The sequence below is a fragment of the Neobacillus canaveralius genome (genome assembly GCF_047237705.1).
GTDB classification, from domain to species: domain Bacteria; phylum Bacillota; class Bacilli; order Bacillales; family Cytobacillaceae; genus Neobacillus; species Neobacillus niacini_K.
Map to the genome: position 1 here is coordinate 5,708,898 of NZ_JBDFLL010000001.1, position 26,962 is coordinate 5,735,859.

19 protein-coding genes are annotated in these 26,962 nt (G+C 37.4%); 6 read left to right on the forward strand and 13 right to left on the reverse strand.

The window, feature by feature from the left end; all coding sequences use genetic code 11:
* Positions 1-19 precede the first annotated feature (19 nt).
* Positions 20-1,798 (reverse strand): sulfatase, encoded by a 1,779-nt coding sequence (locus ABC255_RS27810; protein ID WP_412998346.1) that lies wholly within the window; start codon positions 1,796-1,798, stop codon positions 20-22.
* 330 nt (positions 1,799-2,128) lie between these two features.
* On the opposite strand from ABC255_RS27810, the gene ABC255_RS27815 reads away from it, so the two are divergent.
* Genes ABC255_RS27815 through ABC255_RS27825 form a run of 3 tightly spaced genes read left to right on the forward strand, consistent with a single transcriptional unit; the run spans position 2,129 to position 5,072 of the window.
* Positions 2,129-3,181 carry a LacI family DNA-binding transcriptional regulator gene (locus ABC255_RS27815; protein ID WP_412998347.1) on the forward strand — a complete coding sequence of 351 codons (1,053 nt, stop codon included), beginning with the start codon at positions 2,129-2,131 and terminating at the stop codon, positions 3,179-3,181.
* Between the two features lie 4 nt (positions 3,182-3,185).
* Positions 3,186-4,145: a formylglycine-generating enzyme family protein gene (locus ABC255_RS27820; protein WP_412998348.1), complete on the forward strand. Its 960-nt coding sequence runs from the start codon at positions 3,186-3,188 to the stop codon at positions 4,143-4,145.
* Between the two features lie 39 nt (positions 4,146-4,184).
* Entirely contained in the window at positions 4,185-5,072 is an 888-nt protein-coding gene (locus ABC255_RS27825; RefSeq protein ID WP_412998349.1) for a LysR family transcriptional regulator, read from the forward strand.
* A gap of 447 nt (positions 5,073-5,519) precedes the next feature.
* Here ABC255_RS27825 and ABC255_RS27830 read toward each other — a convergent pair whose 3' ends face one another.
* The 5 genes from ABC255_RS27830 to ABC255_RS27850 form a co-directional block, all read right to left on the reverse strand.
* Positions 5,520-6,482 (reverse strand): formylglycine-generating enzyme family protein, encoded by a 963-nt coding sequence (locus ABC255_RS27830; RefSeq protein ID WP_412998350.1) that lies wholly within the window; start codon positions 6,480-6,482, stop codon positions 5,520-5,522.
* Between the two features lie 17 nt (positions 6,483-6,499).
* A complete protein-coding gene (locus tag ABC255_RS27835; protein ID WP_412998351.1) occupies positions 6,500-8,272 on the reverse strand; it encodes a sulfatase in 1,773 nt (590 codons plus the stop codon).
* A gap of 89 nt (positions 8,273-8,361) precedes the next feature.
* The gene (locus ABC255_RS27840; protein ID WP_412998352.1) at positions 8,362-10,260 is read right to left on the reverse strand and encodes a beta-glucoside-specific PTS transporter subunit IIABC; all 1,899 of its coding nucleotides are present in this window, start codon (positions 10,258-10,260) and stop codon (positions 8,362-8,364) included.
* A gap of 274 nt (positions 10,261-10,534) precedes the next feature.
* A complete protein-coding gene (locus ABC255_RS27845) occupies positions 10,535-11,296 on the reverse strand; it encodes a MurR/RpiR family transcriptional regulator (protein WP_412998353.1) in 762 nt (253 codons plus the stop codon).
* Positions 11,297-11,825: 529 nt separating this feature from the next.
* On the reverse strand, positions 11,826-13,067 hold the full coding sequence (locus ABC255_RS27850; RefSeq protein WP_412998354.1) for an anaerobic sulfatase maturase: 1,242 nt from the start codon (positions 13,065-13,067) through the stop codon (positions 11,826-11,828).
* Positions 13,068-13,503: 436 nt separating this feature from the next.
* Between ABC255_RS27850 and ABC255_RS27855 the strand changes: the two genes are divergently transcribed.
* Together ABC255_RS27855 and ABC255_RS27860 are read left to right on the forward strand one after the other, a co-directional pair.
* The gene (locus ABC255_RS27855; protein WP_412998355.1) at positions 13,504-14,403 is read left to right on the forward strand and encodes an aldo/keto reductase; all 900 of its coding nucleotides are present in this window, start codon (positions 13,504-13,506) and stop codon (positions 14,401-14,403) included.
* Between the two features lie 388 nt (positions 14,404-14,791).
* Positions 14,792-14,938 carry a hypothetical protein gene (locus ABC255_RS27860; RefSeq protein WP_412998356.1) on the forward strand — a complete coding sequence of 49 codons (147 nt, stop codon included), beginning with the start codon at positions 14,792-14,794 and terminating at the stop codon, positions 14,936-14,938.
* Positions 14,939-15,134: 196 nt separating this feature from the next.
* Here the strand turns inward: ABC255_RS27860 and ABC255_RS27865 are convergent, their stop codons facing one another.
* On the reverse strand, positions 15,135-16,403 hold the full coding sequence (locus tag ABC255_RS27865; protein WP_412998357.1) for a mechanosensitive ion channel family protein: 1,269 nt from the start codon (positions 16,401-16,403) through the stop codon (positions 15,135-15,137).
* A gap of 296 nt (positions 16,404-16,699) precedes the next feature.
* On the opposite strand from ABC255_RS27865, the gene ABC255_RS27870 reads away from it, so the two are divergent.
* Positions 16,700-18,253 carry an ABC-F family ATP-binding cassette domain-containing protein gene (locus ABC255_RS27870; RefSeq protein ID WP_412998358.1) on the forward strand — a complete coding sequence of 518 codons (1,554 nt, stop codon included), beginning with the start codon at positions 16,700-16,702 and terminating at the stop codon, positions 18,251-18,253.
* A 184-nt stretch (positions 18,254-18,437) separates the two neighbouring features.
* Here ABC255_RS27870 and garD read toward each other — a convergent pair whose 3' ends face one another.
* The 6 genes from garD to ABC255_RS27900 form a co-directional block, all read right to left on the reverse strand.
* Entirely contained in the window at positions 18,438-19,952 is a 1,515-nt protein-coding gene (gene garD, locus ABC255_RS27875; RefSeq protein ID WP_412998359.1) for a galactarate dehydratase, read from the reverse strand.
* Between the two features lie 356 nt (positions 19,953-20,308).
* On the reverse strand, positions 20,309-21,646 hold the full coding sequence (locus tag ABC255_RS27880) for a glycoside hydrolase family 30 protein (RefSeq protein WP_412998360.1): 1,338 nt from the start codon (positions 21,644-21,646) through the stop codon (positions 20,309-20,311).
* 78 nt (positions 21,647-21,724) lie between these two features.
* Positions 21,725-23,731, reverse strand: a complete 2,007-nt coding sequence (locus ABC255_RS27885) for a beta-galactosidase (RefSeq protein WP_412998361.1) — start codon at positions 23,729-23,731, stop codon at positions 21,725-21,727.
* A 35-nt stretch (positions 23,732-23,766) separates the two neighbouring features.
* Complete coding sequence (locus ABC255_RS27890) at positions 23,767-24,585, reverse strand: carbohydrate ABC transporter permease (RefSeq protein WP_412998362.1); 819 nt, start codon at positions 24,583-24,585, stop codon at positions 23,767-23,769.
* Positions 24,585-25,544 (reverse strand): carbohydrate ABC transporter permease, encoded by a 960-nt coding sequence (locus ABC255_RS27895; protein ID WP_412998363.1) that lies wholly within the window; start codon positions 25,542-25,544, stop codon positions 24,585-24,587. The genes ABC255_RS27890 and ABC255_RS27895 overlap by 1 nt, the downstream gene beginning before the upstream one ends.
* An 84-nt stretch (positions 25,545-25,628) precedes the next feature.
* Complete coding sequence (locus ABC255_RS27900) at positions 25,629-26,909, reverse strand: ABC transporter substrate-binding protein (RefSeq protein ID WP_412998364.1); 1,281 nt, start codon at positions 26,907-26,909, stop codon at positions 25,629-25,631.
* Positions 26,910-26,962: the final 53 nt, after the last annotated feature.

Below are 26,962 nucleotides of genomic sequence, written 5' to 3' on the forward strand. Positions count from 1 at the left end.
ATGGGTATCATATAAAACCTTAGCTTGTACGTCCGGCTAACTCTACGAAGTACTTTGCTTTTTCTTTTTCACCTTTTGGCAAAGCCGAATCGACATATTGCATAACTACGTCTATGGTGATCTCATTGGAGTGCGAACCGGCTATAAATTCTTTAAATTCAGTTAATTTTTGTTGGCGTAAGTTCACTGGTGTAATATTTAGTAAGGCTTTTATTTGATTTTGTGCAGCCCTATCACATTGATAGTCTTCCAAAACGCTTAATTGTTCAGCCTTATGAATGGCTATTTTTTGAACCATTAACTCCTCAACTGTCATTATTCCGTCTTCTGGAATCCCTAATCTTTCATATTGCTCTGTTGGTGCGTCATTTTCTCTCATCTTCTCAGCTATCTTTTTTATAAATTTCAATTCTATCTCAAGATTCTCAATTTCCTCTTTTTGTTTTGGGTCAGTTGTTAAATCAAACAATTTCGATCCGAATTGGAATGGGTTTATAAATCCCTTTCCAGCCTGGATTTTCATTACTTGGCACCCTTTTGTGAATGGAAATGGTTCTTGAATTTCGATATTTTGTAATTCACCAGTTGTAAACAATTCTCTCATATGCGTTGGCATCAGTGTATATTCAAATAATGGTTTATTCTCTGATGAAACCGGAGCTCGCATATAAACATAATTTCCATCCGTAATATTGACATGGCCCCCATGGTAGCCAAATAAAGCGGTTTCACGTATTGGCCGATCAGTTTGAATGGTTTGTCTCAATGGCTGCCCATCCATATTTTCCGGTAATGATACTCCGAAAAAGTCAAGTAAAGTTGGAGCTAAGTCCACGGTTTGAACAATGGATTGTCTTCTTTCTCCTTTAATCCCAAGTCTAGGATCCCAAACAAATAACGGAATGTGAGCTATTTCTTGGTAAACTGGCATGACACTCTTTGACCACCATCCGTGTTCACCCAATAAGTAGCCATGATCGGTATTCACTATCAACATTGTATCTTTCCACATATCATGTTGATCCATCAAATCGAGGACTCGCCCTAAATAATGATCACACATACTTAAAAGCGCAGCGTATTCATACTTACCATGTTCTACTACTTCCTCACGCTCTTGTACAAAATAATACGGCGGCCAATCAAAATGCTTTCCATTGTATTCATGAGGATACAAATCCTTGTATTGCTGATAAGCAAAAAACGGTTCATGAGGATCAAATGTCTCAAGCTGTAAAAACCAATTATCCTCACTCTTATTCTTTTCGATAAAGTCCATCCCTAAAGAGAATGTAACTGCCTGTGGGTGGTTCTCTTCAGATTGAAAATAGCTGCGATTAATAACGTCTTGTCTATACATATTAGAACTCGCAAGTGATTCAGATGTTTCGGTTTCAGGAAATTCTGGGTTTCTGACGTGACCCTTCCAAGGGTCTCCTTCCTGTCCTCTGATCATTTCAAAAGAACTATATCTTGGGTGGTAAGTCGCTCCGCCATCTTCCCAATAATGCTGGTGGTCGGTGACTAAATGAGTATATACACCATTTTTTTTCAAAAGCTCCGGCATGGAGTTATCAAACGGTTCAATTGGCCCCCAACTCCGATGTAGGAAGTTATAACGACCTGTGTGTAATTCACGCCTTGCTGGCATACAGGGTAAACTTCCAGCGTAACACTGATCAAACACAACTGTTTTTTCTTCTAACCTTTTAAAATTCGGTGCATGAGTCCAATCGCATCCATAGTTAGGGAGCATGTGCTTATTAAGTGAATCGAACATAACCATGATAGCGCGCATGTTATTTTGCCTCCAGTTCTAGTTTTATTAAAATTAGATTATTTAGCCTTATAACACCTCCATATATAAAAGCGCTTTTATAAATCATCAAAATGAACGCTTCCACTGGAAGATTAAATTATGGAAGCGCTTCTACATTTCCTTGTTAGCAATAAATTTATCAGAGAAATTAATCTTTTTCAACAACTTTTTATTTTATAGGGTATAACAAACTGTTATAGGCAATTGACCAAAATCATACTTTTTGTTACATTTAAATCAATAAACATAGAAGCGCTTCCACATTTTAAGGCACTTCTACTTCTATAAAAAAAATAAATGGTGATTAAAATGAAAGTATCGATTTATGATGTAGCTAATTTAGCTGGTGTTTCTATCTCTACCGTTTCGAGGGTCTTAAATAAGAGCGGATATGTTAGCAGTAAAACAGAAAAAAAAGTATACGATGCAGTAGAAAAGCTAAATTTCACACCTAACATAATGGCACAAAATCTCGCCAATAATGAAACAAAATTAATTGGATTATATTTTCCTTCTCTACTTGATTCAAAATGGTCTATATCCAATACGTATATTTTGGAATTTATCAATGGCGTGAATGAGGTTTTAATTCAACATGGTTATCACCTACTATTAATTAACGAAATGAACGGAAGAGAACAGATCATGGCGGATGAATGTAAACCTCAATACTATTCTTTTTTGAAACAGAAAAGAATAGATGGACTTATATTAGGTGCTAATCCCGTTGACTGTTCGTCTTTTTTTGAGCTGCTTAATCTTAAAATGCCAGTGGTATACATTGGTGAAAAACGCTTTAACAATGCTGGCCTGAATGTATATGCCCAATATAAACAATACAATAAAGATATATTGGAGTACTTTTATCAACGGAATCATCAACATGTGGCTGTAATCTCTTCAGAAAAAAATTTAATGGAGTCCATTATTCGTGAATTTAAAATGGACCAAAATGATGACAATCTTAAGGTTGAACTTTTCAGTTACTCAGGAAACCTTGATTCCTATTTAGAGACATTACGGACGATCTTTACTCAAAACGAAAAACCTACAGGATTATTGGTTCAAGATATAGCCAAAGTCCAACAGACCATTAACTATTTAAACAACTTACAATTAAAAGTCCCTGATGATGTTTCACTCATAACAGTCGAACATAATTTCCAGGCTGGGGAACAATTCTTTCCAGCTGTTACAAGCGTATATGTACCTGCTTATCAAATGGCTGTCGAAGCTACAAAGCTTCTTTTTGACTATTTGCAGGGTAACCAAAATTTCACTAAAGAAGTTATTGTTAATTCAAACATCATTGAACGTCATTCTGTAAAAACAATCTTAAATGAATTAGTAAAAAGGAAGTGAAATGATGGCAAACGAAGTGAAAATGTCATGCTGTGCCGTAAAAAGACTAGCTGCCTCCAAGGAAAGCGAATTAACTACTCAGACGATTCAAGAAAGTGAACAAACAGTATTTAAGGAAAAAATGGTGTTTATCCCTGGTGGGGAATTTTTAATGGGGACGGATTCAAAAGAAGGATTCCCCACAGATGGCGAAGGGCCGGTACGAAAAGTAAAAGTTAAACCATTTTTAATAGACAGTTATGCTGTTACAAATGCTGAATTTAACGAATTTGTTAAAGCGACAGGATATAAAACAGAAGCGGAACAGTTTGGCTGGTCATTCGTATTTTATGGTTTCCTTTCTCCAAACCCCTCTGTTCAAGTACAACAAGTAGTAAATACGCCTTGGTGGTATGGTGTCAAAGGTGCTTATTGGTACCAGCCGGAGGGACCTAACTCAACTATTGAAAATCGGATGGACCACCCTGTCGTCCATATATCTTGGAATGACGCAGATGCCTTTTGCAAATGGGCTGGTAAGCGATTGCCAACAGAGGCGGAGTGGGAATTTGCGGCTCGTGGAGGTCTTGAGCAAAAAATGTATCCATGGGGGGATGAACTTACTCCGAATGGTGAACATTACTGCAATATTTGGCAAGGAAATTTCCCAAAGCAAAATACCAAAGAGGACGGTTACGCAGGAACAGCTCCCGCTAAATCTTTTCCTCCTAACGGTTATGGTCTTTACAATGTTTCCGGCAACGTGTGGGAGTGGTGTTCTGATTGGTTTACTCGAAGCATCCATAATAGAGGAGGGCGAACCAATCCCGAGGGACCTGCAACCGGGGAAACAAAAGTGATGCGTGGAGGTTCGTATATGTGCCATCAGTCATACTGTAACCGGTACCGCGTAGCTGCACGCACCTCCAATACACCTGATAGTTCATCAGGGCACCTTGGTTTCCGTTGTGTAGCAGATGTATAACTTATAGATGTAGCCTTATTATAACTAAGGTGGGATAGAATGAATTTAGACAGTATAAAAATGTTTTGTCTAGTAGTCGACGAAGGAAGTATTAGTAAGGCAGCCCGTTTAAACTTCGTTTCACAGCCTGCTGTAACGAGGCAGATTCGTCAATTAGAGGAACAATATGGAGCGAAATTATTTGAAAGAACTGCTGGTAAGTTGACCCTTTCGGTGGCTGGAGAAGTCCTCTATCCTTATGCAAAAGAAATCGTTCAATACTCAAAAAGATCTTTTGAGGCGATTCAAGAGGTAACCGCAAACCAAGAAACCGTGCTTAATGTGGGAGCAAGCTCAACCATAGGGGAATATTTACTGCCAGGTTTGCTTGGCAACTTCAGCAAAAACTACCCTGAATTAAAGTTTAGCCTATCCATCGGTAATACTCCGAATATCTTATCAAAGTTAGAAAACTATGATATTGATATCGCCTTTGTTGAAGGTGCCGTAGAGAATGAGGAGTTTATTACAGAAAAATTTACGGATGATGAGTTGATTTTAGTTACATCATCCCAGCACCGTTGGAAGAATAAGGGCAAGATTAATATTGAAGAATTGCCTGAAGAAAAGATGATTTGGAGAGAATCTGATTCCGGAACACGGCAAATTGTAGAGAATTCCTTACAAGAATATGGAGTATTAGAAAAAATCAATAGTGCAATGGAGCTAGGAAGTTACCAATCCATTAAAAGTGCTGTGGAAGCGGACTTAGGTGTTAGTATTCTTCCAAAGTTAACAGTTGCTAAGGAGTTAAAATACGGTATTCTCCATGAGTTAAAAGTCCAAAACTTCAATATTTCAAGAGATTTATGGATGGTCCAAAAATCAAATCGGTTTAAGAAAACAGGTTTGAAGGATTTTATTAATTTTATCCGGAGTTATTATTAACTTCAATCCAAAACAATTAAAAGAGGCAGGTGAAATCTGCCTCTTTTAAACTTAAAATTTAATTTCACAGCTTTTTTTCATCATTTGCATATAATATAACCTAGACACCTATACTAAACTTGTAAAGACCACTTTTATTTCGATTTCTATATAAAATATTTTACTCTCTCCCAGTTTTAGCATTGTCAAAGAATTTGAAGTTTGTGCTGCACTTCTAGGTTTTACTATGCAATTGGAAGGTTCAACACCCATCCCCCTCCTAAAATCATGCCAGCGTCCTTGGATGTACGATCATATACATTACCCCGGGCTTTTAAAAATAATTCATCCCAATCAGTCGAGTAATTTCTATGTTCATAAAAAATACTACCTTTTTATTTCTAGGTAACTAAAAGGAGGCAAAAAGAATTTGCCTCCAACGAATCAAAATTATCATAAACATACAGATCAAATGTCAACGACACATCGAAACCCTAAATTACTTGAAGAAGTATCAGGTGGATTGGAATTACGTGCAGCAACGCGATATCGATTGCAATAAGAATCATGACAAAGAAATGACCCGCCTCTCATGGAGCGATTTCTACCCCTCTTTGGCCCCTTGGGATCTTTTTCTTGACCATGATTATATCTAGGATCAAAATAATCAGCGCACCATTCCCAGACATTTCCGGACATATTATAAAGTCCATAACCATTTGGTTTATACGTATTTACAGGTGCTGTCCCTAAATAACCGTCGCTCATATCGTTATAAGTAGGGAATAACCCTTGCCAAATATTGCAGCGATGTTCTCCATCAGGTGTTAATTCATTCCCCCAAGGATAGCGCTTTTTAGCTAATCCCCCTCTTGCAGCAAACTCCCATTCTGCTTCAGTAGGTAGCCTTTTTCCGGCCCATTGACAGTAAGCCATTGCATCATTCCATGTCACCTGGACAACAGGATGGTTCATGCGATTTTCAATGGTAGAACCATTCCCTTCAGGCTGCGACCAATAAGCCTCTTTAACTGGTAACCACCATTGATTTGATGGTTCAACTAACTTAGCCTTATCCTTATCAACTAATTGATAAAACACAAAAGACCAACCATATTTCTCTGACTCAGTAATATAACCAGTATCCTCTACAAAATTAGAAAACTCCTTATTCGTTACAACAAAAGCATCCATATAAAAAGGAGATAACTCAACTACCTTTACGGGCGTTTCTCCGTCTTGAGGAAAACCTTCTTGGAATGAATCCCCCATATAAAAGGTACCACCTGGAATCAGGATCATTTGTCCATTTGTTTTGGTCGGTTGATCGTTGATAGAATCCCTCTTAGCGTCCCTTTCCTCTTTTTCTGCAATTTTTTTCCCTTCACTCCTATTGATTGAACAACATGACTTAGTAATCTCCCTACTCATAGAGGACCCCTCTTAACTTAATCAATTCTTAAAGCCATATTTAATTGATAGGTAGTAAAGGGTTGTACTTCCTTGTTCACATTTCCCTCTACCCAAAGTTGAAGTTCCTCAGCATCAATAATATGGTTCTGTCCCAGCGCTATAAAATAATTTGTTAAATCTTCCTTCTGCTGTCCATTAATTATACCCTGTAATAATAAGTATCCCTCTTTGGTACCACTATTGTTAAATCTAAGCCCATTTATTAATATTGATTTTTCTTTATCTAGGATTTCATATTCCTTTATCAGATCGTTTTCGGTATGAATCTTATCAAGCCCATAATAAGCATAAAGCTCTTGTGGGGCATCATTTTCCTTCATCAAGCTTTTCATTCTCTGAATCATCTCGAATTCTTTCTTAAAATCATGGATTGGATTTTCTTGTTTTGGATCTTCTTGGTAGTTATAAAGTCTATTTTGATATCTTTGATAGCTTTTCATCATACTAGTATCAGATTCAACCTTTAACACTCTGATTCCTTTTGTAAAGGTAAACGTATCTTCTAACGTAATAGTAGCAAGCTCTTTTGGCGAAAAACGTCTTTCCATTCGCATAGGTGATAAGGTATATTCGTATAATTTCCCCTCATAGTTTGGACTTGGAAACCGCATATAAACGAATTTCCCATCAGAGATATTTATACTGCTTCCATAGGCACCAAACAATATGTCTTCATGATTTGGATGTTCCTCCTCTATAATTGCTGAAAGTGGCTTTCCATCCATATCCTCAGGAATTGGCAAATTAAAAAATTCTAAAATGGTAGCAGGGACATCAATTGTCTGGGACAAATGTTCACAATGAACATTGTTTACCCTTAAACGGGGATCCCAGATAAAAAATGGCAATTGAGCGACTTCATTATAGAAAGGCATAATATTTTTCCCCCACCACTCATGTTCACCTAATAAAAAGCCGTGGTCTGTGTTAACAATGAGCATGGTATCTTCCCATAAATTCCATTCATCCATATAATCCAGCACTTTCCCCAAATATTCATCGCACATCTTGACTAGTGCTTTGTAATACCCTTGTACCATATGTCTTTTTTCATTCGAAAAATCATCATGTGTATACGTGATCCAGCCATTATATTCATCGGAAATACCGCACATATCCAAATACTTCTTTGGTACAAAAAACGGCTCATGGGGATCAAAGCATTCTATTTGTAAGAACCAATTGTCAGCATCTTTATTTTCTCTTAAAAAGTGAAGTCCTGCCTCTACCGTCCTACTGAGTGGATGATCTTCTTCTCTTTTCATATATTCACGGTTAACCAAATCCTGAGAGATGCTGCCTATTTTCCTTTCCCTATAGTTAGGGTGCAGGTTTTCTAGTCCTTGGATTTCTACATTCTTTATTACCTTCGGCTTCCAGCGATCACCCTCTTGACCCCTGATTAATTCATAAGAAGAATATCGTGGGTGATAAGTAGAACCTCCATCTCTCCAATAATGTTTATGGTCCGTTACCAAATGAGTATATACGCCATTATTTGCTAAAATTTCTGGCATCGAGTCATCAAATGGCTCCACTGGCCCCCATGACCGATGAAGAAAGTTGTATCGCCCTGTGTGAAGTTCGCGGCGAGCAGGCATACATGGTAAACTTCCAGCAAAGAAGTTATCAAATCGAACAGATTTTTCTGCCAGCCTTTTGAAATTAGGTGTACCTACCTCTGTTCCGCCATAGGGTGTTAAATAATCTCTTCTTAAGGTGTCAAACATAACCTGTATTACTTTCACTTCTTACTCATTCCTTTCACTTTATCACAGTTACTTACTGTAAATAACTTGAAGGAAAGTAATATTACATACCTTCCTTCAAAAATAAATTAGACTAGTGTGATTAAGCTATCGCCATGATTAATTTGTTTTTTCGCAGTTGCTATAAATTGTTCATACCTATCAGTATTTGTTATAACGACAGGTGTTGTTAACGAGTAACCTGCTTTCTTAATCTCTTCAATATCAAAATCTATAAGCAATTGGCCTTTCTCCACCCTATCCCCCTGTTGTATATGTGCAGAGAAAAACTTCCCTTCTAGTTGTACAGTATCCATTCCAATATGAATCAATATTTCTGCACCATCATCTGTTGTTATACCGACAGCATGCTTTGTTGGGAATATGGCTGAGACGGTTCCAGAAACAGGAGAAACTAATCTTCCTTCAGCCGGCTCAATAGCGACTCCTTGCCCAAGTGCACCAGAGGCAAAGGCAGGGTCTTTTATTTCTGACAATAATCTTACTTCTCCCTTAAGTGGGCTGGAAATATCTTCACTCTTATTAGGGTTCATATTCAACCCCTTGTCGTTAGCAGACTCCGCCTCGTTCTTTTCCTTACCAAGACCAAAGAAGTAGGTTAGCATAAAGCCTAATACCAAGTTGACGGACATTGCGATAATACCGCCCCAGAATCCCATAGTGATGCCCTCAGTTGGGCTAATTTTTGATGGGATGCCAAAGATTCCCCCAGCGCCCATCATATATATTTTTGTATTCATTAACCCCATGATCGCTCCACCAACTGATGAGGTAATCAGGGTAATAATAAAAGGCTTTTTTAATGGAAGTGTAATACCGTAAAGCGCTGGTTCTGATACACCAAAGAGAGATGAAATAGCAGCTGGTAAACTTAGTGATTTATATTTTTGCTGCTTTGTCTTAACTAATACTGCAAGTACAACACCAGTTGTTGCCATTGATGTAGCAGAAGTAAAAGCTAATAACGAATCACTGCCTAATACACTTAAATTGTTGATTCCGATTGGAACAAGTCCCCAATGAAGCCCAAACATTACGAATAATTGCCAGAATCCACCGATTACAAATCCAGCTAATACAGGACTTAAATCAAAAAACCAGACTGATACGTTACCCAAAAGCATACCTAACCATGTTGCAATTGGTCCAATCACAATAAATGTCAGCGGAACAATGACTAACAATGTAAAAAACGGAACTAAAAAGGTCTTAACAACATCTGGAATTACTTTTGTAAAGAATTTTTCCAATTTTGCTCCAACAAATGAGGCAATGATAATCGGAATAACAGAAGATGAATAAGACATTAAAATAACCGGTATCCCAAGGAAGGTAATATAAACCGGTGATTGGAACATCGTACCTTCAAATAAAGTATAAAGTGGCTCTCCAGCTCTTAAACCGGATAATGCCGGGTAAACTAACGCTGCTCCTATTGCCATCCCAATAAATTGGCTTCCATTAAACTTTTTCATAGCTGTGAGACCTAAAAATATAGGGAAGAAGTAGAACAAAGCATCGCCTACAGCGTTTAAAATTTGATAGACTCCAGTTGTATTGGTATACATGCCCAATGCAACAAACAAGGCATTAAATCCTTTAATCATCCCTGTTGCGGTTAGTAAGCCCAATGTAGGTGCGAATACACCCGAAATCATATCAATAAATCTATTAAATAAACCTTGTTTTTTTCCATCCTCTTCTACAGTTGTTTGAGTTTGAAACCCGCCAACATCTTGGACTACTTTAAAGACATCCGGAACATGATTGCCGATAACCACTTGATACTGTCCGCCACTTTGTACGACCGTGATGATGCCGTCCATATTTTTTAAGACGTCTGTATTTGCTTTACTCTCGTCTTTGAGTTTAAAACGCAAACGAGTAATACAATGGGCTAAACTAATTACATTTTCTTTGCCGCCGACATTTTTAATGATGTCTTTTGCTAATTGTTCATATTTCATAATGAACCCTTCTCCCCTTTTATTGATTTAATAATAGACTCTCCTCTTTCCTCTAACTCAAATCTATATTAGTTAAGACTGAAAGCGCCTTACATCGGATTATATTTTAATACCAAAGTGAATAATAGGTTTCGGAAACCTTTTGGGAAACGGTTTCATCATTTGGGAAAATACTATTAATTAAAAAAGAGAAAAAACTGGATTCGATGCATATCCAGTTTTTTACGTCAAAAGGTAGGCTAACTGAAAGTCAATGACACATATATTAGCACTACTATAAATTTTTATATTTTATATAACTATAAGCTAGCATTTCAATAATGACATTGAATGGGCTGGCGATTGAAATTAAATTAGATATAGTATTATCTAAGTTCACTTGAGCAGTAATACTAAAAGTGGAATGATTAGCTAACCAATTATCCCCATTAGAAGTGATTGCTAATATTTTTACATTTTTAAGAATGGGAGTTGTTAGTTCTTCCTTTAAGATTGGGTTATTACCGGACCCAGAAAAAACAATTAGCAGGTCTTTTTCACCCATTCTTTCAATCATTAATTGATAAAGAGTAGCCTGCATCCCTATAGGAAGAACTTGCATTTCTTTACCTAACCCTAGGAATATTCTTTGCATTTGCGCTGCCATACCTTGCTGTGAGAGTCCTGTTCCAATTAAATAAATATGTTCACATTCATCAATGGCTTGATGAATGTTATTGAGATTCATACTCTTAAAATTATCTATTGTTTTATGAATACTCTCTCCTAAAAGATCACCTAGTTCACTGTATGTTATTGGATTCTCAGAAAAAAAGTTTCCCCATTTCAGGAAATTTTTAAGCTCTGTAAACCCAGAAAACCCCAATTTCTGAGCAAATCTTAATACAGATGATTTCGATGTCAAACTATTTTTAGCTAGTTGATTTATATTTAGCTTTGGAATCTCTTCTGTATGATTCAATAAATATCTTGCTATCGCAATTTCTCCCTCAGTAAACGAAGTATATTTTTCTTTTATTAGATCCTCAAGTTTCATTTGTAACCCTCCCCATACTTAAAAATACTCTTCCAATAGCATTTGATTGAATGTCACCTTTTATTAACAATCAATTATAAAGGAAATCTTATAAGAATAAAAAACATATTTACCATTTGCAGTCCATGATAAGATTTGAAACTTACTATCTGTTTACTATTCAAGTTCGCATTTATTCCCACCATATTAGTGGGTATTACCGTTGTTTATACCCCATAAAATTCAATGTCTTCGCGGGAATAAATTTGATTAAATAACCTCATTATTTCCCTCATTTTTCGGTAAAAAAGACTAGACTACTTATGTTTATTTTATCGACATTGATACGTTATCACGTTTACTATATAAGATAAATTGCAATAAATGCATAGGCTATAATAGAACGTTATAACTCGCCTGCCCTTACTTATGTAAATTATCTAATCGGCTCTGAAACAGAAATAGATTACCAAATTTGTTCAAAATTATTATTTTCATCTATCCAAAACAGAGAAAGAGGCAGCTCAGCTGCCTCTTTCTCTATTCATATTCAACTTAAAAGTGGTTCACAGCATTTTTTGTATTTCTTGCCGCTGCCGCATATACAATCTTCGTTTCGCGCTGGTAATGGATAGCCTGCTGCTTTCGTCTCGTTAATTCTTTGTTTCTTTATATTCTTGGAAAGGATCAACATTTTTTCATGCGCATATTGATACACTTGTTTGTAACTCTTACAAAAAAACTCTACACCTGTCAGATTATTTTCAGTTATACGGTTTCTTGGGCACCCTCCATGACATAAATGGAGAAATTCACAAGACTTACATTGTTCAGGAAGAGAGGGTTTTTGTAATAAGAAATGATCCATTCTTTCATTATTGATGATACTCTCTAAAGAATCTTCCTTTATATTTCCAAGTTTATACTGCCCATCAATAAAAAAATCACAAGGATAGGCGTCACCATTTTGTTCAAAAACCAGCATTTTAGGACAGGTCTTTTGATGAATACAAGCTTCTGCGGACTGATGTAGGTATGCCGCAAGCATATTGTCAAAGAATCGAACGGATAATTCAGGTTGCCCATCATTATACCAGATATCAAACGCTTCACAGAGAAAATCTCCATATTGCTGTGGAGTTATTAAGTATTTACCCGGTTGACCGGGTTCTTGAGATTGAAAATCCATGCACGGGATAAATTGAATAAAGCTAAAGCCTTCTTTTTTATAAAAGTCCATTAATTCCTTAGCTTTAGTAATATTATTTTCATGTAGGACAGTTAATATATTAAATTCTACATTTGCCTCTCTTAAATATTGGATCCCCTTCATAATAGACTTAAAACTGCCCTTTCCTGACCCAGTCACTCTTCTAGCATCATTAAGTTCTTCAGGTCCATCCAAACTAACCCCTACCAAAAAGTTATACTTTTTAAAAAATTGCGCCCATTCTTGATTGATTAATGTTCCATTCGTTTGAATCGCATTACTAATGATTGTGTTTTTGGGAGCGTACTTTGCTTGTAATCGTATAACTTTCTTAAAGAAGTCAAGGCCCGCTAATAATGGTTCCCCACCTTGCCAGGCAAAAGGGACAGCTCCTTTTTTTATTGCCATATATTCACGTATAAATTTTTCAAGGACAACATCCTCAATTTTCTTAATGTTGTCAGGTCTTCCATTGCATCTACTATAGTAGCAATAATCACATGCCAGATTACATGCTTCCGAGACTGTTTTCCACATTACACCAGATAACATAGGACTTACTCTGATTTCCCCTAACTTCATTTCTGTCTACTCCCTTTTGGTATTTAATCTTATGTTAGTAGTAGATTAAGATAAACGAAATGATATAAATCACTTTATTGTTTATAGAATATAGAGACAGAGTGAATTCAATACTCCCTAAGCAAACCGTGTTACCTTTTTTGAAAATATCTTACCAATAACCATAACGCTAAAAAGGTTTATAATGGACAGTAGTTCCACATGGAAGAACCTTAATTTATCCCAAGAACTGACATAAAAATAAATTAAAGATAGGAAAAGAAGCCAAAATTTAGTAAGAGATGACTCTGGGTCGGTTCTGACAGATGACACAGGATGACGCAGATGACGCAGGGACGGTTCTGATGGTTCAATTAAAGGTTAGTGTCACAACTAAAGCCATCGGAACCGTCCCCATGGTCTAGTACAATATGTTTTAGTAAAAGGAGAGGTTGAATTGAAAACACTTGATGACAAGACCATAGCAGCTATTAGAAGTCACGTGGAAAGCAAAAAGGTAACTTTAGGGGATGGAACAGTAGTACCTCAACTAGGACAAGGTACATGGTTCATGGGTGAAAATCCACGAGTAAAAGAGCAAGAAATTCAAGCATTGCAGCTAGGTATCGAATTAGGAATGACATTAATTGACACAGCTGAAATGTATGGAGAAGGTGGCGCCGAGCTTTTAGTAGGGGAAGCAATTAAGGGACTTAGAGATAATGTTTTCCTAGTGTCAAAGGTTTACCCTCATAATTCTGGTTTATCATCCATAGCACATGCTTGTGAACAAAGTTTGCAACATTTAGGAACCGATCGTCTCGACTTGTACCTTTTACACTGGAGAGGTGGAATTCCATTAGAGGAAACGATTAACGGCATGGAGCAATTGAAAAAAGAAGGGAAGATCTTACGTTGGGGTGTTTCAAACCTTGATACAGCTGATATGGAAGAGCTAGTAAGTGCACCACAAGGGAAAAATTGCGTAACGAATCAAGTATTATATCATCTAGGATCTAGAGGAATTGAATTTGATTTACTCCCTTGGCAACGCGAACAGAACATGCCAATCATGGCTTATTGTCCACTTGCTCAAGGTGGCACATTAAGAAAACAAATAATGACGAATTCTACTATTAATGAAATAGCAAAGGCTCATCATGTAAAGCCTCTTCAAATTGCTCTAGCATGGGCTTTACGTACGAATGATGTGATTGCTATTCCGAAAGCTGTCCAACAAGAACACGTTATTGAAAATGCTACTGCAGCTTCCATTCAATTAACACAAGTAGATTTAGACAAGCTAGATCAAGTCTTTCCGAAACCACGTAAGAAGACTCATTTGGATATCGTTTAGTCTGGAAAAAGGGTTCCTTCCTCATTAACTTCAAAAGCTGACTGTGAAATCTTCTATTTAACCAGCGGAAGCCTTCATAGATACAAGTAAAATTGTAAGGATGCAAAACACCTTTTGCTTTGGTCACTTATCTGTACTACTGCATGGACAAGTTTTTTATAAACAGATTATTGATTTATTGATTTATATATACAAAATCACAAAAAGTGTTTGATAAAAAAATGAAACAGAATGATTCTCTTCTACAAAATATGGCGAAATAGTGACATATAAAGAATAAAACGGCCAAAACATGTGTTGATAGACGCTTACAAAGCAAAATATCGAATTTGAGCATTCATAACATTTACATTATGATAACCATATAAATCTCAAAGGGGGAATTTAAATGAAAGCTTTGATTAAATTACTCTCAGATTATGGTAAATTTAATTACGAGGTTATCGTCTCCAGTATTCCAAAGCAAGATGAGGAATTTAGCCATGTTATTTATTATGGTACACTGATGAAAATGAATGAAAACACTGCTGCTTAAGAAACATTCGATTATAAATACTTCAATATCACAATTCAAATAGCACAAAAAAGCTTAGAGGCATACTCTGAGCTTTTTTTGTGTGCAGCTGAATGCTGCAGGGAGGATGCCGCAGAGACGGTTCTCATGGTTCAGGTTAGTGTCATAACCAAAAAAGCCATAAGAACCGTCCCCATGGTCAGGGTGATTAATTATTTCAATAGCTTTTTTCACCAACCATAGCTTTGTTGCTCGATTCTTCTACCATGTTTCTTAAATCAGCCCCAGATGGCTTCTGGAATACTCTTAGTCCAAACTCTGGTGCAACAGCAAATAGATGGTCAAAGATATCAGATTGTACCGTTTCATAAACGGCCCACTGTACATCATTGGTAAATGCATAAATTTCCAGAGGCAATCCGTGTTCATTATGTGCCAGCTGTCTCACTATTATGGCCATATTCTGATTGATTCCAGGATTATTTTTGAGGTAATTGCTGATATACGCCCTAAATACACCAATATTGGTAAGGGCTCTTCCATTCACGCGATTGTTCCTATCTATACCATTTTTGGCATTGTACTCAGCAATTTCCCTTTCCTTATGAATAATGTAGTCAGATAGGTAATTAACATTTACAAATTTCTCAATCATTTCCTCTGTGCAAAACATGATACTGCTGGTATCTACATACAATGCGCGTTTGATTCGTCTTCCACCGGATCCTTGCATCCCTCTCCAGTTTTTAAAAGAATCGGAAATAAGGGCATAGCTGGGTATCATTGTAATCGTTTTGTCCCCATTTTGAACCTTTACGGTATTTAAAGAAATATCAATAACGTCACCATCTGCTCCATACTTTGGCATTTCAATCCAGTCACCAACCCGAACCATATCATTGGCCGTCAACTGAATTCCTGCCACTAGTCCTAATAACGAATCTTTAAATACTAACATCAAAACGGCCGAGAGAGCACCAATACCACTTAATAAAATAAGAGGACTCTTTCCTATTAGGTTCGAGATAACTAAGATAAACCCTATAGTCATGAAAATAATGTTAACCACCTGAATATATCCTTTAATAGGCTTAACTTTGGATATCTCAAAGGTTTGATAAATATCATTAAATGTATTAAGTAAGCTTTGTATAAACACCAACCCTACAATAATAGTATAGGCAATGGCCAATTTCTCAATGGTTGATTGATAGGTTGGAAAGGTTGATGAAAACGAGTAAATAATGATCGAAGGGACAATATGGGATAACTTTCGAAAAACTTGCCTATCCAAGATGATTGGACCCCACTTGACTTTGGAGTTTGTTACGATACGAGTAATGATTCTGATCACGATTTTCTTTGAAATAAAATTTGCTGCGATACAGATAAACCCTATTAGCAGAATCTTGATGATAATCGAAAGATATTCTACTAATCTAGGGTCTAGTTCCATATCCAGAAGTAGATTATTAATGAATTGCATTTTTGTATTCCTCCGTATTCATTTGCATCATAAGCAACTTTACGGGGAAATCATCTAACCTGTCAATCACTACTTCATCAAAAACGAAAAAATGGTACCTTAGCCCCTGAGTTGTAACGTTTCAGTTTAACTGAGTCATTCAAATGGAAGTGTTCATACGTTGCAGGAAACGTTAAAAGATAACAACTAGCCCAAAAATCGAATTCCATTTTTATGCAAAAGCAACTTCAAGATAGAAAAAGCAGAAAAAATCTAGTATGATATCCACATGTGACATTAGATAAGGGGTTAAAAAAATGAGCGTATTAAACGTAAAAAATTTAAGCCACGGTTTTGGTGATCGTGCGATTTTTAATAATGTGTCTTTTCGTCTCTTAAAAGGAGAGCACGTTGGACTAGTTGGGGCAAATGGTGAGGGTAAGTCTACTTTCATGAATATTGTTACTGGGAAGTTGCAGCCCGACGAGGGGAAAGTTGAGTGGTCACGAAAAGTTCGTGTTGGTTATTTAGACCAGCATGCTGTACTTCAAAAAGGTACAACGATGCGTGACGCTTTGAGTACTGCCTTTCAATATCTTTTTGATGCGGAAGCAGAAATCAATGAACTTTATGCAAAAATGGGTGATGAAGGTGCTGATATCGATGCACTGCTTGCAGAAGTTGGAGAGCTACAAGAAACGTTAGATAGTAATGATTTCTATCAAATCAATTCAAAAGTTGAGGAAGTTGCTCGTGGTCTAGGATTAGACGATGTTGGACTCGATCGAGATGTAGATGATCTTAGCGGTGGGCAGCGTACGAAAGTTTTGCTAGCTAAGCTTTTGCTAGAAAAGCCTGAAATCCTATTACTAGACGAGCCTACGAACTATTTGGATGAACAGCATATCGAATGGTTGAAGCGCTACCTTCAGGAATATGAGAATGCATTTATCTTGATTTCACATGATATTCCATTCTTGAACAATGTTGTTAACTTGATCTATCACATGGAAAACCAAGAGCTGAATCGCTATGTTGGTGACTATGATAACTTCTTAAATATTCATGAAATGAAGAAGCAACAGCTAGAGTCTGCTTACAAGCGCCAACAACAAGAAATTGCTGATTTGAAGGACTTCGTTGCTCGTAACAAAGCAAGTGTTGCGACTCGTAATATGGCGATGTCTCGTCAGAAGAAGCTCGACAAAATGGAAGTTATTGAATTGGGGAAAGAGAAGCCGAAACCAGAGTTTAACTTCAAAGAAGCTCGAGCAGCTAGTCGTTATATTTTCACGGCTGAAGATCTTGTTATTGGTTACAATGAACCACTTTCCCGCCCTCTGAATTTGAAAATGGAACGCGGACAAAAGATTGCATTCGTAGGTGCAAATGGTATTGGTAAGTCTACTCTTTTAAAAAGTATTCTTGGTTTAATTGATCCAATTTCAGGTAAAGTGGAGCGTGGTGAGTATCAACACATTGGTTACTTCGAGCAGGAAGTTAAACAGTCCAACTACAACACTTGTATTGAAGAGATTTGGAGCGAGTTCCCAAGTATGAATCAGGCTGAAGTCCGAGCTGCTCTTGCTAAATGTGGACTAACGACGAAACATATTGAAAGTAAAGTCGAAGTCCTTTCTGGTGGCGAAAAAGCCAAAGTTCGCTTGTGTAAGATTATTAACACAGCAACCAATTTATTAATTCTAGACGAACCTACCAATCACTTGGATGTTGACGCAAAAGAAGAACTGAAGCGTGCCTTAAAGGCATATCGCGGAAGTATCTTGATGGTATCCCACGAACCAGATTTCTATCGTGAAATTGCGACCGATATTTGGAATTGTGAGGATTGGACTACGAAAGTGTTTTAACTTAAGATTAAGGGGTACCCAATGAATAATAATTCACTTGGGTACCCCTTTTTTAACCATCCAAAACTTTCATAAAAATAAACTTTTTAGATTCCTTAAAAAAGCTCATCTCAACGAAAGTTAAGAGTCTCTCTAGGGGAACAGCTAATGTTGTTTCCCTTCACAAAATGTATTTATCCTTTAATCAGGTTATTGGTGCTGGATTAAATAGAGTAAAATCATTATAAATTTCGTATTGTTCTGCAAAAGTTTGCTTCCTGCCGCTGGCAACATCAATAATTTCGTTGAATAATTGAGTTCCAATTTCTTGAATGGTTGCTTCACCTGTGGCAATTGGCCCTGCATTGACATCGATTAAATCTTGCCACATATTTTTCATATCATCTCTTGAACATACTTTAATGACTGGTGCAGCCTCTAAGCCGTATGGAGTTCCACGTCCTGTCATAAAAACTTGGAGCGTCATTCCACTGGATAACTGGCACGAGCCACATACAAAGTCACTGGCTGGAGTTGCTGCAAAAATCATACCTTTTTTGGTTGGTCTTTCTCCTGGTGAAAGAACTTCTACAATCGGAGATGAACCAGATTTAGCAATCGAACCCATTGCCTTTTCAACAATATTCGATAGACCGCCCTTTTTATTTCCAGGAGTCGGATTTGCCGAACGGTCGACTTGACCATTATTCAGGTATTGATCATACCATTTCATCTCGTCAGCTAATTTCTTCCCAACTTCTTCGTTTACACAACGCTCTGCAATGATATGGACACCATCACGGACCTCGGTTACTTCAGAGAACATAACGGTCGCACCCGCATTGACTAACATATCGGCAGCATATCCGGCTGAAGGATTCGCTGTTACACCTGAGAAGGCATCACTTCCACCGCATTGTAATCCAATGCATAACTCAGAAAGAGGCAGTTCAACCCGAACTCTTTCATTCAATCTTTTCAATTTATTTTCTGCCATTTTCATAATTTCTGCCATGATAGCTTGATGTCCATTTTCGTTTTGAAACGTTACCACATTGTCTGAAGTGTTATATTCCGAATCCAATAACATGTCTAATGTTAGTTTTTCGCATCCCAAAGAGATGATCATCGTCTCTCCACCGAAATTCGGATGTTTGACCATGTTTTGCAGCATCCGAATTGGGATTATTGCTTCAGGGGCATTGATGGCAACTCCGCATCCATAGGCATGGTTTATCGCTACAACATCATCTACCTTTGGATATTTTGGAAGAAGTTCTTTTTTTATTCTTTTTACCGCGTTATTTAATACACCTGTTACGCATTGAACAGTTGTGACAATTCCCAATATATTTCTTGTTCCAGCATATTCTCCGTCCTTGTTTGGATAACCCATAAACGTTCTTGCTGGCGGTTCAGGTAACTCTTCTACTAAATTTGTTGCAAACTGCATTTCATCTAAAGCTGGAGGAATTGGAAGTTCCAACATATGTTCATTGATCCAATCACCCTTTTTAGTAGAATGTAATGCATATCCTAAAGTGACACCATATCGGATTATTGGTTGACCTTCTTCAATATTGCATAATGCAATTTTATGCCCTTGGGGAATGTCCTGGTTTGCTAGAATATCATCCATGATAATGGTACCTGCTGGAATTGCATTCACTGTAATGGCAACGTTATCATTCTCGTTAATTTTAATATATCGATTTCCCACTGCGTTCCCTCCTAAACTCTTGACTATTCTCAAAACAATTGTACGCTTAGACCATATATATAGTAAAAGTGATTATTTTTAGAATTCTATTAGAAAAACTAAGAGTAATGAGGAGAATATCCTCAGTGCAATGAAGGGAATGGGACACATAATGCCCATGAAATGTTAATGTTAAAGGAGAAAACGCGGCACGAGGAATGTCTTAAACAATATGTAGAGTTAATCAACTAAAAGACGAATGGAATTCACTATGGAACACAAAGGTTCCTATTAAAAAAAGGCCCCTCAGTATGGGACCTTTATACTCAATGCTACATCTAACTAAATTCCAGGGTTTATTTTCAAGAGAATCATATTTACTCATTATTAATGATAAATGTATTGAAAGAATCAGGCTCTAATGTAATACGATAGGTTGTATTATTATTTGATAAAAAGAGGTCTCGTTGATCTTTAAACGGATTGGCTAGGACTACTACTCTAGAACCATCTGGATTTTGAAATGCCACTGTATTCCCAGTCCATGCTCCTGTGGTTTCGATCCTTACGGCATGGGAATCGACAAAATGAGAAAAATGTTTCATCACATAATACTCAGGATTATAAATACTTTCTCTCGTTTCAGGGTCGACTGTAATCATAGAATTTTGTTTCCATCCCCATGTACTAAGTCCAAACGGTTCTAATACCATGTTCCAATAAACATAGGCATTTGCACCATTCACAAAATAATGTCGGAACAAGTTAAAGACGTATTGAGCATAATCCCATGTGTTTTCTCCGTCTCCACATTCATTTTCTGTCTGCATGTAACGCAGTTCTGGATAGCTTTGTACCGTTTGTTGGATTGTATATTTCCCTGCCCACTGATAGCCGACACCTTTAATGTATTTTTTTGCTTCAGGGTCACTGAGTACGACATTCGCCATCTGATCGTAATCTGAGGATGATTTTTGAAAAAGCTCGTTCACAACTCCATTGATGGTTCCAAGCCAAATTTCCGTATCGATATTATGTCTTTCAAAGGCTGGTCCTAAATAATCGCGGATAAATTCTTGAAGTTCTTCCCCGGACCACACACAAGAAGGAAATTTCTGATCGGCAACTACTTCATTTTGCACATGAATTTGGTGAATCTTAATACCTTCTTGTTCATAAGCTTCTATAAATTTCACAAAATATAACGCATATGCCTCTAGTATTTCTTTTTCCCACCGAAGCTTTCCATAATTATAAGCCTTAGGGAACTTCATCCAAGTGGGAGGACTCCATGGAGAAGCAAATAGTTTCATGTCTGGATTTCGCTTCAGCGCTTCTTTTATGTAGGGTATTAAATATTTCCGGTCACGCTCAATGTTAAAGTACTCCATAGTAAAATCATTATCTACCTCATTATGACTATACCATTCCAAGGCATAATCGCTTGCCCCAATCGGCAACCTGCAAATACTGAATTTACACGCACCATCAGGTGAAAAAAGCTCATCAAAGACTTGGCTTCTTTCTTCTTCTGGCAAATTTTCTAATGCGGTAAAACCTAGTTCATTAAAACATCCGCCAAAACCTTCAATAATCCGATCAGTTTGATTAGTCAAAGACAAATTGGCAGGACCAGTCGCTGTTTGAACTACCTCTTGCGTGTTCCAATAAGCTTCCTTTGTTGTTGACACCCATTGAATTAATTTTTTCTCCATCGTTATCCCTCCAAAATTGACATATAATAAAAGGTCCCGATGTGAATCACAACAGAACCTTTTATTAACATCAGTGATCTATGACTCTTCTATAATAACTAAGCCCCAAGGTTCGATATCTAAGTTTTGGCCCGTCTCTACCTTACTTTCCGCTAGCAATTCCCTTCCCTGCTGATGAGGATACGTAAAGGAATGTTGCTCCTCGGAATAATTAAAGTAATAATGAAGCAACTTTCCGTCTTGATTCATCCCATCCTTGATAATAAGCGGGAAGGAAAGTTCCTGATTTACACCCCATAAATTGGCTTTTTTGACAGCATGCCGTAGTACTTCTTTCATAATTGCTTGACTTGGTATACAACCAATATAGGTTGCCATACCCTTGCCGTACCGGTTTTCCGTGATCGCTGCATATTTCCCCCAATGCGGGTGGTCATAATAAGCGAGAACCTCAGCTGTTGTTGGAGTAAGAAGTTCCATCCAGGTACCCACAGTATTATTTTCAGATCCCACCTGGAAAGGATCATCTTTTAACGATACATTTTTCGGTTCTACAAACATACTGTAATAAACACCGCATGCTTGATTAATAATCCCAGGCTGATGGGTGGTTCTTACTTTTACATGTTCATCAGTAAATCCACTCTTAAAGGTGTAAACAATATGTCCGCCGTTTAACACAAATTCGTTTAAACGTTCTAGTAAACTATCAGGTGCCGTGTACAAAGCTGGGACAATCAACATCTGATAGTCTTTAAAGTTTTCACTAGTGGGATTCACAAAATCGCACTCAATATTCATTTTATAAAGTTCGTCATACATCATTCGAACAATATCATTGTAGTTTTTCGAACTCTTACCATTGAATTTAAACCAATCGATAGCACTTAATGACTCATTGCTAACAAGTATCGCAACTTTATTATTTTTCTTCAGATTAACTAGCTTTGGAGAAAGTCTTTCAAAATCCCTGCCAATCGTTTTCGCTTCATGGTAAACGGGATTCGGTTCAAAATCGTGGCTTAATAGCCCTTTCCAATAGGTTTCAAAAGAATTGTGGATAGAATGCCAGTGCCAGTAGGCTACCATATTCGCTCCTGAAGCGAGATGAGAGAATGCTTGCAGCCTAAGTTGACCAGGGTATGGCGTCCAATTTGTAAAAGCTTGTGCCTCTGTTTCGACAACCAGATAATTCGTTCCCTTTGTCGAACGGGCCACGTCTCCACCAAAGGAAATTTCAATTCCTGTTAAATCGTCTTGGGATGGATGATAAATATCCACTCCGGTAATATCAAAAGCCTTCGCTGCTTCAAAGTGATTCACCCTTGGCTGAATCCCGAAAGAATAACCTCTCCATTCAAAGTCAAAGTTCTGCATGACAAACTGGTCACTGCTCTTGTATTCATTTACAATGGAAACCTGCCAAGCTAGAAAATCGGTAACAAGTTGACGTTGAAACCTTGCAAATTCTGACCCCAAGCTGCCATTAATCGTTCCAACAACTGATGGGAAGTCTTCCCAACTATTAATGCGATTACTCCAGTAATCAAGACCAAACTTCTTATTTACAGCATCAAGCGATTTAAACTTTTCTTTCATATATTTTACAAATAATAGCTGAACATTGGGACCGGATGTGTCATAATGCTTTGTTTCATTATCCGTTTGGTACCCAATAACCGCAGGATGATCTTTTACACGATCAATCAATTTTCGAATGATTCTTTCCGCATAAAAAAGATAGGTAGGATTCGTAATGTCCATAATCTGACGAGCCCCATACTTTCCCGGTCCCCTTGGAGTAATGGCCAAAACATCGGGATGTTCTTTCACCATCCAAGTAGGAATGGCATAAGTGGGTGTTCCCACAATGACTTTCATTCCAGCTTTATGCATCGCCTCTAATACACGATCTACGGATGAAAAATCGAAAACCCCGTTTTGTGGCTCATGGGTACTCCACGTGGACTCTGCAATACGGACGACATTGATTCCTGCATCTTTCATCATCTGGATATCTGTTTCTAATCGATCAAAGGGCATATATTCATCGTAATACGCCACTCCATATAACAATTGCTTCATAATCTAATCTCCTTCTAACTATCTAGTCTATAAAATTATTTAATCGCTCCATCTGCAATTCCTTTAAGGATGTATTTTTGGAAGATTGCATAGAAGACTACCACTGGCAGGGCGGTGACAATAAGACCAGAAAGGATTTTTGGCCAATCACTATTGTATTGCCCAAATAACATATTTACCGATAACATCAGTGTATAATTATTAACATCCGTCAGCATGATCAACGGAAGTAAGAAGTCATTCCATAGCCATAAAATATCTAAAATCAGGATGGTCGCCGTAATCGGCTTCAAAAGTGGAAAAATGATCTTCGTGAAGATTTGAAAATCATTACATCCATCAATCCTAGCTGCCTCTTCAAGCTCCTTCGGGATTGTTTTCACGAAGCCGTGGTATAAAAAGATGGCCATGTTAACACCAAGTCCGATATAAATTAACCCTAACCCCCATAAGGATCCCTGAACTTGCATACCCTTAGCAACTTTGGTCAAGGTAATCATGATGGAATGGAAAGGAACAAGCATCGAAGCTAAAAATAAGGTGAAGATAAAATTACTTAGTTTACCTGGAGTTCTAGCAAGCTTATATCCAGCTAGCGATCCACAAATTACAATCCCCGCTAATCCAATCACCGTAACAATCACTGTATTTCCAGCGCTATGAAATAAGTCAAGCTGCTCAAATACACCGGTATAATTCTCAAAATGTAATGTAGTAGGCAAATTCAAAACGGAATCGAAAATTTCCCCTTGTGTTTTAAAGGAATTAATAACGGCCATATAGATAGGGAAAAACGAAATGGCGGCAAAAAGAGCCAGTATGAGTGTAGTGATAACCCCAAACATTCTTTTCATTATGCTTCCACCTCTTTCTTTTTCAACATTCTTGTTTGAATTAACGTAATGACTAAAACAATGAAAAAGAGAATCATAGCCTTGGCATTGGCATAACCATACCTAAAATTATTAGAAAAGGCTTCTTCATAAATATTCAGCGCCATTACCTGTGTGGATCTTCCTGGTCCACCCGCCGTTAGTGCATAAACCACATCAAATACTTTAAATGCTCCATTTAGAGTCAAGAAGGCACAAATCGTAATCGCATGCATGATCATTGGGATTGTTATGTGAATCAATCGCTGGAAAGGATTAGCGCCATCAATCATCGCTGCTTCTTTCAGATGTGACGGAACTCCTTGAAGTGCGGCCATGTAAATGACCATCATATAACCGATTCCGTGCCATAATGAAACAATGAGAATGGAGTAGAATGAGAATCTTGCATCACCAATCCATGGTTGATCAAGAAAGTGTAACATCGCTTTTTGTGATAGTTCAGGAAGGACGTTTGAAAAAATAAACGAAAACATTAACGCACTAATAATGAGACTTAACATATTCGGCATAAAGAAGAGAGTTCGGAAAAAACCTTTCGTCCTTACCCGCGTTTCAATAAATAATGCTAGGAGCAACGCAATCACATTTTGAAAAACAAACATGAAAGCTGTATATTTTAACGTAAAGAAAAAGGAGTGACGAAAATCCGGATCATCTTTAAATGCTTCAATATAGTTACTAAATCCTACGAAACTATAAGTTTGGGATAACGCATTCCAATCAGTAAAGCTATAAAACCCTGCCCCAACCATTGGAATGAGTAAGAACACAAAATAAAATATAAATGCTGGTAGAACAAATAATATCAAACTAAGTGTAGCTTTTTGCTTCTTCGTTCTGGATGATGCTTTGAATTTCAATTTCGGCTGCACCTGTTCGATTACCAATTCACTGCTTTGTTTTCCTAGCTGTGACATTTCCCCACACCTCGCTCGGCTGTTTTTGATAATGATAAAGACAGCTAGAAAGCTGCCTTTATCGTTGGCTAATGATGATTTAGTTTACTTATTATTCTTATTGAATTGCTCCCATGCACGGTCTAATCCTTTGATTACTTCATCCTTAGAAGCATCACCCGCAAAATAACTCTGGAACAACTTTTGCGACTCATCCTTAACAGCGATTGGGATTGCTGGATCTTGAACCGCTTTTCCTTGTGACACATATTCCGTTGATTCTGTTAACCATGGGAATGGTTCAAAAGTATGAACAGCAGAAACTGCATTAAATCCTAGGCTTTCATAAAATGCACTTGAATCCTGCTCATCTAGAACATAATTGATAAAGTCCTTGGCAACCTCTTTATTCTTACTCATTTTGGAAACCGCAAGGGAAGTTGAAGTACTAAGATTTAGCAAAGTAGCTTCAGGATTATCGTTGATTGGCAGCGGTGCAACTCCGAATTCAAAGTCTGGGTTCGCTTTTAAAATTGATTCTGACATCCATGGTCCCTGTACCCACATCGCTGCTTTACCATTAGCAAAATCCGATGCACCTTGGTCTTGTCCATTTTCAAATGCACGGTCTGTACCATTTTCATTTGTTAAATCCATGATGGCAAACATGTCTTTGATTTCTTCAAATGAACTTTTACCCTCATTCATACTCTTTATAAAGTCAGGAGCTTCCGTACCAATCGTTCCACCTACCGTTAATGGTAAGAATAATTGCGGAATATAGGCATCCTTATACGTTGACAAAAATGGTGTGATTTTGTTTTGTTTTAATACTTCAACCGTTTCTTTCATTTCAGAAATCGTTTGTGGAATTTCTAAACCTAAGTCATTAAAAATCTTCTTGTTGTATAAATATCCCCATTGAAGTGTTTCCAAAGGAACAGCAACCACTTTTCCATCAGTAGTGGTGACAGCCGGCTTAACAGTGTCATAAAGTTTATCCGCAAACGGCTCGTCTGATAAATCTTCTAAATACCCGGCTTTATGAAATAGCGGGATGTCATTGACTGCATGAAGACTGAATATGTCAGGACTATCACCAGATGCCAATCTTGTTTTTAGAAGCTGTGACGCTTGGTTAACGTTTGGTAATTCCAGCTTGATGGTTACATCGATGTTCTTTTCTTCCTTTTCCTTCTTCACAAACTGGTCCAAATAGGTTTCATATTGTTCTTTAAATCGTGGTTGTCCGATAAAAACTTTAAGTTCTACTTCTTTTCCTGCTTTTTCATCACTGTTACTAGAAGCCGTATCATTAGAGTTACAACCTGCTAACAACCCAATGGCCAGCAACGGAACAAGAAACTTAGAAAACGCTTTCTTCATTTTTTACAACCCCCTGATTAATATTTAGCTTATAAATCAATATTAATCATTTA

What these genes read in the sequence shown, in the direction of transcription:
- ABC255_RS27820 (WP_412998348.1), top strand. Translation starts at nt 3,186, where the DNA reads ATGGCAAACGAAGTGAAAATGTCATGCTGTGCCGTAAAAAGACTAGCT.
- ABC255_RS27885 (WP_412998361.1), bottom strand. Translation starts at nt 23,731, where the DNA reads ATGAAGCAATTGTTATATGGAGTGGCGTATTACGATGAATATATGCCC.
- ABC255_RS27830 (WP_412998350.1), bottom strand. Translation starts at nt 6,482, where the DNA reads ATGAGTAGGGAGATTACTAAGTCATGTTGTTCAATCAATAGGAGTGAA.
- ABC255_RS27840 (WP_412998352.1), bottom strand. Translation starts at nt 10,260, where the DNA reads ATGAAATATGAACAATTAGCAAAAGACATCATTAAAAATGTCGGCGGC.
- ABC255_RS27810 (WP_412998346.1), bottom strand. Translation starts at nt 1,798, where the DNA reads ATGCGCGCTATCATGGTTATGTTCGATTCACTTAATAAGCACATGCTC.
- ABC255_RS27825 (WP_412998349.1), top strand. Translation starts at nt 4,185, where the DNA reads ATGAATTTAGACAGTATAAAAATGTTTTGTCTAGTAGTCGACGAAGGA.
- ABC255_RS27870 (WP_412998358.1), top strand. Translation starts at nt 16,700, where the DNA reads ATGAGCGTATTAAACGTAAAAAATTTAAGCCACGGTTTTGGTGATCGT.
- ABC255_RS27815 (WP_412998347.1), top strand. Translation starts at nt 2,129, where the DNA reads ATGAAAGTATCGATTTATGATGTAGCTAATTTAGCTGGTGTTTCTATC.
- ABC255_RS27900 (WP_412998364.1), bottom strand. Translation starts at nt 26,909, where the DNA reads ATGAAGAAAGCGTTTTCTAAGTTTCTTGTTCCGTTGCTGGCCATTGGG.
- ABC255_RS27845 (WP_412998353.1), bottom strand. Translation starts at nt 11,296, where the DNA reads ATGAAACTTGAGGATCTAATAAAAGAAAAATATACTTCGTTTACTGAG.
- ABC255_RS27895 (WP_412998363.1), bottom strand. Translation starts at nt 25,544, where the DNA reads ATGTCACAGCTAGGAAAACAAAGCAGTGAATTGGTAATCGAACAGGTG.
- ABC255_RS27860 (WP_412998356.1), top strand. Translation starts at nt 14,792, where the DNA reads ATGAAAGCTTTGATTAAATTACTCTCAGATTATGGTAAATTTAATTAC.
- ABC255_RS27850 (WP_412998354.1), bottom strand. Translation starts at nt 13,067, where the DNA reads ATGAAGTTAGGGGAAATCAGAGTAAGTCCTATGTTATCTGGTGTAATG.
- ABC255_RS27890 (WP_412998362.1), bottom strand. Translation starts at nt 24,585, where the DNA reads ATGAAAAGAATGTTTGGGGTTATCACTACACTCATACTGGCTCTTTTT.
- ABC255_RS27865 (WP_412998357.1), bottom strand. Translation starts at nt 16,403, where the DNA reads ATGCAATTCATTAATAATCTACTTCTGGATATGGAACTAGACCCTAGA.
- ABC255_RS27880 (WP_412998360.1), bottom strand. Translation starts at nt 21,646, where the DNA reads ATGGAGAAAAAATTAATTCAATGGGTGTCAACAACAAAGGAAGCTTAT.